General features: G+C 37.7%; 1 protein-coding gene. It reads left to right on the top strand.

Annotated features, from left to right (window positions below; all coding sequences use genetic code 11):
• Window positions 1-143: 143 nt before the first annotated feature.
• Window positions 144-8,693 (top strand): GEVED domain-containing protein, encoded by an 8,550-nt coding sequence (locus MK480_RS07910; protein ID WP_261011282.1) that lies wholly within the window; start codon window positions 144-146, stop codon window positions 8,691-8,693.
• Window positions 8,694-8,946 lie beyond the last annotated feature (253 nt).

Below are 8,946 nucleotides of genomic sequence, written 5' to 3'. Positions count from 1 at the left end.
TGAAATAGATGTGTTATTATTAATTTGTATCTTAAGTGCAGGTTTTCGACACATAAAACATTGTTATGTCAAATGTTTACAAATGCCGAAATTTTTTATTTTCAAGATATTAAAAAATGATATAGAAGGAGGTTGTTAGTCTCATGCAAGGCAAACAACAAAAAGATTTTAGAACAGAAAAGTACATTCGTTACGGTATTCGTAAGTACAGCTTTGGTGCAGCATCAGTAGCTATTGCTGCTGGTTTAATGTTCCTAGGTAACGGTGCGGTATCAGCAACGGAAGTGCAATCAGCTGAAATAGCTATTTCAACAGTTGCTCCTAGTCAAGATGATAAGGAGAATGAAAAGGCTGAGTCTAAAGCTGAAACAGTAGAAACTGAAAAAGTTGCAGAAGTGAAACCTGAAGTGAAAGTAGAAGAAGCTAAGAAAGTAAACAAGGCTATCCTTGAAGCAAGTATTGCTACTTTAGAGTCTAAACTTTCAACTGCTAAATATGCAGATGCTACAGTGGTAAGCTCAGCTAAGGAAGTATTGGCAACAGCTAAAGCAACTCTTGCAAAAGCAGATGCTAGTCAAGTCGATGTAGATGTCCAAGCAGAAACTGTATCAGCTTTGAGCACAGTTGTTACTGAGTCAAATACTGTTGGTTTCGATAAGAAACTAGCAGCTGAAAAAGAAGCTGCAAAAGCTGAAGCAGAAAAAACTGCAACTCCAGTTGAAAAAGCTCTTTCAGTAGCTACAACAACTCTGACACAAGTATCGTCAGAAGCTGAAGTAACGAATAAATTGGCTGAAACTGAGCTTGCTAAGGCAGATGTCAAAGAAGAAAACAAGGCAGCAGTTACAGCAGCAGTCGCTAAAAACCAAGTAGTTCTTACTGAAACTAAGGCTCTTCTTGCTGATAAGAGTGTCACAAAAGAGCAAGTAGACGCTCAATTGGAACGCCTCAACGAATCAATCCTTGCAGTCTACAATGAATTGAAAAATGCAGGAATCGGTCGTGATGGTAAGTTTGCAGTAAACTTGGCAGATGCTCAAACAACAGCACTTAAAGATGCCTCTACTGAAACAGGTAAAAAATGGTTAGAAGATCATGGTTATTCTTCATTATCAGATATCAAAGTTAAAACGAAAGAAGATAACTTAAAAGAAATTAAAGACTTAAATGATCAAATCCAATGGTTAGACTTTGGAGATACAAGTGCGTGGACAAATCTAACGGCATCTAACCAACTTCAAATTGGTTCTACATATACAAAAGAATTGATTCCTGGTTATGTCGTTACAATGACGGTTAAAGAATTGAAACCATTTGAATCAACTGAAATATTCAAAAACCGTGTAGCTGGAACTGATTTAGAAAGTTCTTATCAACCGGATAAAGAAAATAAATTTAATCCAGAAAATGGAGCAACAGGACTTGGAGCGAATCCTCAAAATAGATATACTCACGTTGCTAATTCTGGTCTGACAACTGGTAAAGCTAAAACAACAATTGCAGGAACAAACCCTGCAGGACAACCTAAAAATGGTCAAGCGGCTGGAGTTAAATTCGATGTAACAGCGACTTATAATGGTAAACCTGTAAAACCTGGTATTGTTATGACATCTGGGGAAGATATCGGGACACTTGAGTCTGAAATTTATACAACTAATGGTACTCCATGGGACTTAGCTGCGATTGTTGGTTATAGTTCAAATAAAAATGCTTATGTTCCACTTGATAAATTTAAAGATATGAATGGTGGTAAAACTGCTATCCTTAAATGGCAAGATGAAAAATTCTATAACGCCTTAAATGGTGGAAAATTTGCAACTCCTGATGCCGCTACTGCAGGTCTTGGTTCTCAAGTATTCGGTGGATATCGTAATAATAGTGGAGCAGGAACTCCAGTATTATCTACAGCAAATGTAAGTGAAGTAGGATTTTATATCATGTCTTCTGGACAACAGTCTTCTATGATCGGTATTAAGTTCTCAGATTTCGGAGATCTTCCAGAATCTTATGGAATGGCTGAACACTACTTAAGAACTCAATCTATTGATTATGATACAAAGGCAATTAAACAAATTCAACAACCATTCTTAGGTAAAGTTAAAGCAGATATTGACTCTGCACCAGGTACAAGAGTACGTGGAATAGGTTCTGATGATGCAACAGAAACTGGAGATGAAGGTGTAGATCAATTAATTTCAGAAGAACATGTACACACAAACGTTGATACAGGAGCTCCAGAAGTTAAATTCATCCAAGGGCCAGATAATACTTATAAAGTAAAACTTTACGCTTCAGCAAATGGTAATGACAAGTATACAGATACAGTTGCACCGGCTTATGTGCGTGGATTTATCGACTTCAACGGAAATGGTAAATTTGATGAAGGTGAACAATCCGATGTTGTACAAGTAAATGGAAACAACCAAATTGTAGAATTAACATTTAAGAATACTCAAGTAATCGACACTAGCAAAGATGTTGTGAACTTCCGTGTTCGTATCGCAAAAGATGAAGCTCAAGTAGAAAGACCAAATGGAATTGCATACTCTGGGGAAGTTGAAGATAACCAAATTCAAGTAGCTCACCCACCACGTGGAGATAAAGAAGAAACTACTGGTAAACAAGGTGAAATTCAATCAGTTGGTATCGAGTTTAGAACACGTCCATCAGGTGATGATGCATCTGACTTAGGTTCTAACAATGGTAAAACTACATTTAACTCATACGGTAAAATTCACTACACTGAACAAAGTAATGTAATTAGTGCAGAAACTACTAAGAAAGTTCAATCTGAAGGTGTAATGATCGTTAATCCAGATGGAACATTAACAAAAAATTACACTAAAGCAGGTCAAGGTACTTATACAGTAACAGATGATAAGATTACTTTCACTCCAGAAGCTAACTTCGTAGGTAAAGCTGATGGTATCGTACTACGTGCGGTAGACTCAAATGGTCAATCAAGTGGATGGACTGCATTAACAAGACAAAATGGACTTGAAAACATCAATGATGGAACTCACTCAGCAGGAGCTACAAAAACTATGGATGCTATTTATATTCCAACAGTAACTCCAAAAGAAATTACTGCTGCCCCTGAAACATCAACAGATATTCAAGGTAAAGAACAGAAGAAAACACCAACATTTAAAACAGAAGGTGATTCTGAAACTGCTACAACAGTAACTCCAAGTGAAAAATATCCTGCGACTCTAATTGATCCAAAAACTGGAAATCCAGCAGACACAGTAACAGTAGATAGTGAAGGAACTTATACAATTAACCCAACAACAGGTGAAGTAACTTTCCAACCACTTCCAACATTTAAAGGAACTGCAACAGGTGTTGATGTAAGATTAACAGCACCAGTAGGTCAAAATAAAGACGGACAAGATGTAACAGCTACGGCAACTACAAAATACACTCCAACAGTAACTGCTGTAACGCCAACAGCTAAGCCATCAGACTCAGCAGGAGTACAAGGGGAAACTCAAAAAGGAACTCCTACATTTACAGAAGGAAATGCAGAAGTACCAATTAAAGAAAATTCTGTGAAATTATTAAATGCAGATGGAACAGAAGCAAATGGACCAGTAGATGCTTTAGATGAAAAAGGTAATAAGGTTGGTGAATACACTGTTAACCCAGCAACAGGTGAAGTAACATTCACACCAACAGATAAAACTTACACTGGAAAAGTTGTACCAGCTAAAGTACAAGCAGAAGATAAAAACGGAACTAAAGTAAATACTACTTATACTCCACATATCGTAGGTGTAACACCTAGTGCAACTCCAGCTCAATCTTCGGGTATCCAAGGACAAACACAAGATGGAACTGTATCATTTGCACCTGGTGAAACAACAGTAGAAGGTGAGAAAAAATCAGTACCAATTAAAGCTAACTCAGCGGTTCTAGTTGATGCTTCAGGTAACCCAGTAGCTCCTGGTACTACAGTAGATGCTTTGGATCCAGATGGAAACAAAGTAGGGGAATACACAATTGACCCAGCTACTAACAAAGTAACATTTACACCAACGAATAAAGAATACAAAGGTAAAGTACAACCAGCTAAAGTACAAGCAGAAGACGAAAACGGAACTAAAGTTAATACAACTTACACTCCAAGTATCATAGGTGTAACACCAACGGCAACTCCATCAGAAACAACTGATGTACAAGGTGTTGAACAATCGAAAGAAGTTACATTCAAACCTGGTAAAGCAACTGTTAACGGTATTGAAAAAGAAGTGCCAATCGATACTACTTCGTACAAATTATTAGATGAAAATGGGCAACCGGTAGAATCAGTACCAGCTAAAAACCCAGCAGGAGATGTTATCGGTACTTACACACTTAAAGTTGTAGACGGTAAAGCAACTGCGGTATTTACACCAACTGATAAAACATATGCAGGTGAAGTTGAACCAGTTACGATTCAAGCCAAAGATACAAATGGAACTCCAGTAACAACAACTTACACTCCAAGCATCACTCCAGTTGAGCCTACAGGAACTCCAAAATCTACTGAAGGTGCACAAGGACAACCTCAAGAAGGATCTCCAACATTTACACCAGGTAACGATAAAGTTCCTATGAAGATTGATGCTGAACAACCAGCTAAATTAATCGATCCAGCTACTGGACAACCAACTGATGCAACAACAATTCCAGCAAAAGACGCTAACGGAAAAGAAGTTGGTACGTATACAATTGATCCAGCAGCAGGTAAAGTGATATTTACACCAAATAAAGACTTCGTAGGTACTCCAGTACCAGCAACAGTTCAAGCAAAAGATGCAAATGGAACTCCAACTACAGCTACTTATACACCAACTGTTAAACCAGTGACTCCAGTAGGTGTGAATACATTTACAGAAGATATTCAAGGTGCGCCTCAAAGTGGTAAACCAGAATTCAAGCCTGGTAAAACTACAATTGATGGTAAAGAAGTAGAAGTACCAATGGATGATAAAGTACCAGCAACATTCGAAGATGGTAAAACTGAAAAAGTTATTCCAGGAGAAGGAACTTATACAGTAGCTCCAGATGGAACTGTATCATTCAAACCAGACCCTCAATTCCATGGTAAAGGAACAACAATGACAGTTGTTCGTAAAGATCAAAATGGAACTCCAGTTACTGCAGAATACACAGCAGTAGTTAAACCAGCTACACCAGAAGGAACAGAAGTTCTAACTGCAGGTGTTCAAGGAAAAGTACAAAGTGGTAAACCAAACTTTGTTGGTGGTAAAGCAATCGTTAACGGTATTGAAAAAACTGTTGAAATCGATGAAACTAAACCAGCAACATTTGAAGATGGTTCAACAGAAAAAGTAATTCCAGGAGAAGGAAAATACACAGTAGCTGCAGACGGAACTGTAACATTTGAACCAGAAAAAGGCTTCGTTGGTAAAGGTACTGAATTAACTGTTAAACGTGTGGACAAAAATGGAACGCAAGCACTTGGTAAATACACAGCCGTAGTAATCGGTACAAAACCAACTGCAGAACCATCAGTAACTTCAGATATTCAAGGTCAAACTCAAAGCCAACCTGTTAAATTCAAAGGTGGGGTAGTTGAAGTTGAAAACCCAATGACGAAAGAAAAAACTGAAGAAACTGTAGGAATCGACCCAGATACTTACACATTATTAGATGATAAAGGTCAACCAGCTGAAAAAGTACCAGCTAAAGATACAAATGGTAAAGTAATTGGTGAATACACATTAACAAAAGAGCCTGGTAAAGACCCAGTTGCAGTATTCACTCCAACAGATAAATCTTACTCAGGAGAAGTTCAACCAGTAACGGTTCAAGCAAAAGATACAAATGGAACTCCAGTAACAACTACTTACACTCCAAATATTACGCCTGTTACCCCAACTGCTAAAGGAATAACTTCTGAAGGTGCACAAGGCCAAGAGCAAAGTGGAACTCCAACATTTACTGAAGGAAACACTAAGACTCCTATCGATCCTCAAGTACCAGCTAAATTAATCAATCCAGAAACTGGTGAACCAACTGACGAAACTTCAGTAGAAGTACCAGGAGAAGGAACTTACACAATTAACCCAAAAACTGGTGAAGTAACATTCAAACCAGAACCAAACTTCACAGGTAAAGCTGAAGGTGTTGAAGTTCAACGTAAAGATACAAACGGAACTCCAGCTACAGCTAAATACACACCAACTGTTAAACCAGTTACTCCAACATCAGATGACGTAATCTCTGAAGATGTACAAGGTGCTAAACAAACTGGAACTCCAGTATTTACAGCTGGTAAAACAACAGTTAATGGTCAAGAAGTAACTGTAGAAATCGACAAAACTGTTAAACCAACATTTGACGATGGAACAACAGAAAAAGTAGTACCAGGAGAAGGAACATATACAGTTGATGAAAATGGTGTAGTAACATTTACTCCAGAACCACAATTCACAGGTAAAGCTAGTGGAGTAACTGTTAAACGTGTGGATAAAAATGGAACAGAAGTAACTGCAAAATACACTCCAACTGTTAAACCAGTAACCCCAACTTCAGTTGATGAAGTAACTACTGATGTACAAGGTGCAACTCAAAAAGGTAAACCAGTTTTTGAAGCAGGTAAAACAACCATTAACGGTGTAGAAAAAACTGTAGAACTTGATGATACTAAACCAGCTACATTTGAAGATGGTTCAACTACAAAAGTTGTACCAGGAGAAGGAACTTACACAGTAGCTCCAGACGGAACTGTAACATTTACTCCTGAAAAGACCTTTACAGGTAAAGCTAGCGGAGTAACGGTTAAACGTGTGGACAAAAACGGAACACCAGTTACAGCGAAATACACTCCAGTAGTATTACCAGTAACTCCAAGTTCTAAAGATGTAACATCAATCGGTGATAAAGGTCAACCTCAATCAGAAACACCAGTATTTACACCAGGAACCACTAAAGTAAATGGTAAAACTGTAATAGTAGAGATTGATGACAAAGTAGCTCCAACATTCGAAGATGGAACAACTGAGAAGAAAGTACCAGGAGAAGGAACTTACACAATCGATGCGAACGGTAAAGTAACATTCGCTCCAGAGCCAAACTTCGTAGGAAAAGCGAAAGGTGTAACTGTGAAACGTGTAGATAAGAATGGAACACCAGTAACAGCTACTTACACTCCAACAGTATTAGGTAAAACAACTACGAAAGATGTAGTATCAGAAGGTGCTAAAAACACTCCACAATCAAATACTCCAGAATTCAAAGGTGATGTAGATACAAAAGTTCCAGCTAAATTAGTAGATCCAGAAACTGGAGAACCGACTGATGAACCAGTAGTAGTACCAGGAGAAGGAACATACACAATCGATGGAAATGGTAAAGTGACATTCACTCCAGAAGAAGGATTCGTAGGAACAGCAACACCTGTAGAAGTAGCTCGTAAAGATAAAAACGGAAGAACAGTTAGAGCTTCTTACACACCAACTGTACGTCCTGACACTAAATTTGTAGTCATAGGAAAAGATGGTGCAGAAACAGAACTTATCCCATCTAAAGATGGTAAAAAACCATCAGAAGCAATTCCAGGATACAAACTTGTTAAAACTGAAACGGATGAAAAAGGGAATACGAAACACATCTACGAACCAGTAACAACTAAACACGTAGATAGAAATGGAAACCCAATTCCAGGAACAGAAACAGAAGAAGGAACAACTCCAGCAAAAACTTCAAAAGAAGTTCCAGGATACAAAGTAGTAGAAACTCGTAAACTTCCAAATGGAGATACAGAATATGTTTACGAAAAAGTAACTACATCATTCGTAGATTCAGAAGGACACGTAATCGAAGGAACAACAACTGAGGAGGGAACAACGCCTAAGAAAGATATCCCAGGCTATAAATTTGTAGAAACTAGAACTACTGAAGACGGAGATACAGAACACGTTTACGAAAAAGTAACTACAACATTCAAAGATAAAGATGGAAATGTAATTCCAGGAACAACAACTGAAGACGGTGAACAACCTAAGAAAGATATTCCAGGTTACCGCTTCGTAGAGACTAAGAAACTTCCAAATGGCGATGTAGAACACGTTTATGAGAAAGTTAAGACAAGTTACAAGGATAAAGACGGAAACGAAATTCCAAACTATCCAACAGAAGACGGCGAACAACCTAAGAAAGATATCCCAGGTTATCGTTTCGTAGAAACTAAGAAACTTCCAAATGGTGATGTGGAGCATGTCTACGAAAAAGTAACAACTCCAGCACCAACTCCATCAGTAAATCCATATAATCCAACACCAATTACAGAAAAAGTGTTAACAACATTTGTAGATGAAAATGGTGAATTGATTATTCCTGATGAAAATGGTTCACATCCACGTAAATCATTAGAAGGCTATGAGTTAGTTCGTACAGAAACAGATGCGAATGGAAATGTTCGCAATGTTTACCGTAAGGTGCAATCTCAAACACCAGTACAACCAGTTGAGCCAGCTACTCCAGCAATGCCTGAACAGCCAGCTAAACCTCAAGTACCGGCTACTCCAGCACAACCAGTACAAGCAACAGCAGTGAAAGAAGCTGAAGGTAAGCGTGAATTGCCAAATACTGGTACAGAAGACCATGCTAACCTTGCAGCACTTGGACTTCTCGGAGTATTGAGTGGATTTGGTCTTGTAGCTCGCAAGAAGAAAGAAGATTAAGTGAAACAATTTCTAATTAGCTAATCTAATCCGCATCAAATAGAAAACCGATGATTTATTTCATCGGTTTTTTGGCTCTTAGCTAACTTTAAATGAAAATTTTTAACAGCTAAATCAGAAATTCTAAATGAATTTAGTTGAGATTGGTATTCAATATACTTTTAAATATTTAAATATTGAAATACAGATGATAAAATATTTTTGAAAAAAATCAAACGGATTTAATTAATAAATATACAAAAATAAAATATAT

This window comes from Streptococcus mitis (assembly GCF_026782895.1).
GTDB lineage: Bacteria > Bacillota > Bacilli > Lactobacillales > Streptococcaceae > Streptococcus > Streptococcus mitis_CB.
The sequence above is the reverse complement of the archived record's forward strand: the minus strand, read 5'-3'. Positions and strand labels throughout refer to the sequence as shown.